The sequence below is a fragment of the Streptococcus phocae genome, from assembly GCF_001302265.1.
GTDB lineage: Bacteria > Bacillota > Bacilli > Lactobacillales > Streptococcaceae > Streptococcus > Streptococcus phocae.
In genome coordinates, this window is record NZ_LHQM01000054.1 from 1 (window position 1) to 261 (window position 261).

1 protein-coding gene is annotated in these 261 nt (G+C 39.5%); it reads right to left on the reverse strand.

Going from position 1 to position 261, the window contains the following annotated elements:
* The coding region (locus AKK44_RS09030) for a hypothetical protein (protein WP_161802575.1) at positions 1-261 on the reverse strand (261 nt) is incomplete at both ends.

Here is a 261-nt window from a genome sequence, read left to right on the forward strand (position 1 = left end):
TTCTAGGAATCCAAAACTGTTCTTGATATAGCGGATGACTAGCTATATTGATACGAACTAAGACTGCTTTTTCTGTAGCTCTAACCACCTGTTCAACCGCAATATAAACTTTTTGCTTCTGTAATTTAGGATTCTTTCGCTTTTGAGCAGTCCAAGCTCTGGCAAATACCAGGTTTGATTGAGTCTCAGTCAAATGATAAGCAGCCACCTTTGCTGAAGCATAGGCTTTAAACGCTGCGTAACTCGTAAAAGTCTTCTCAT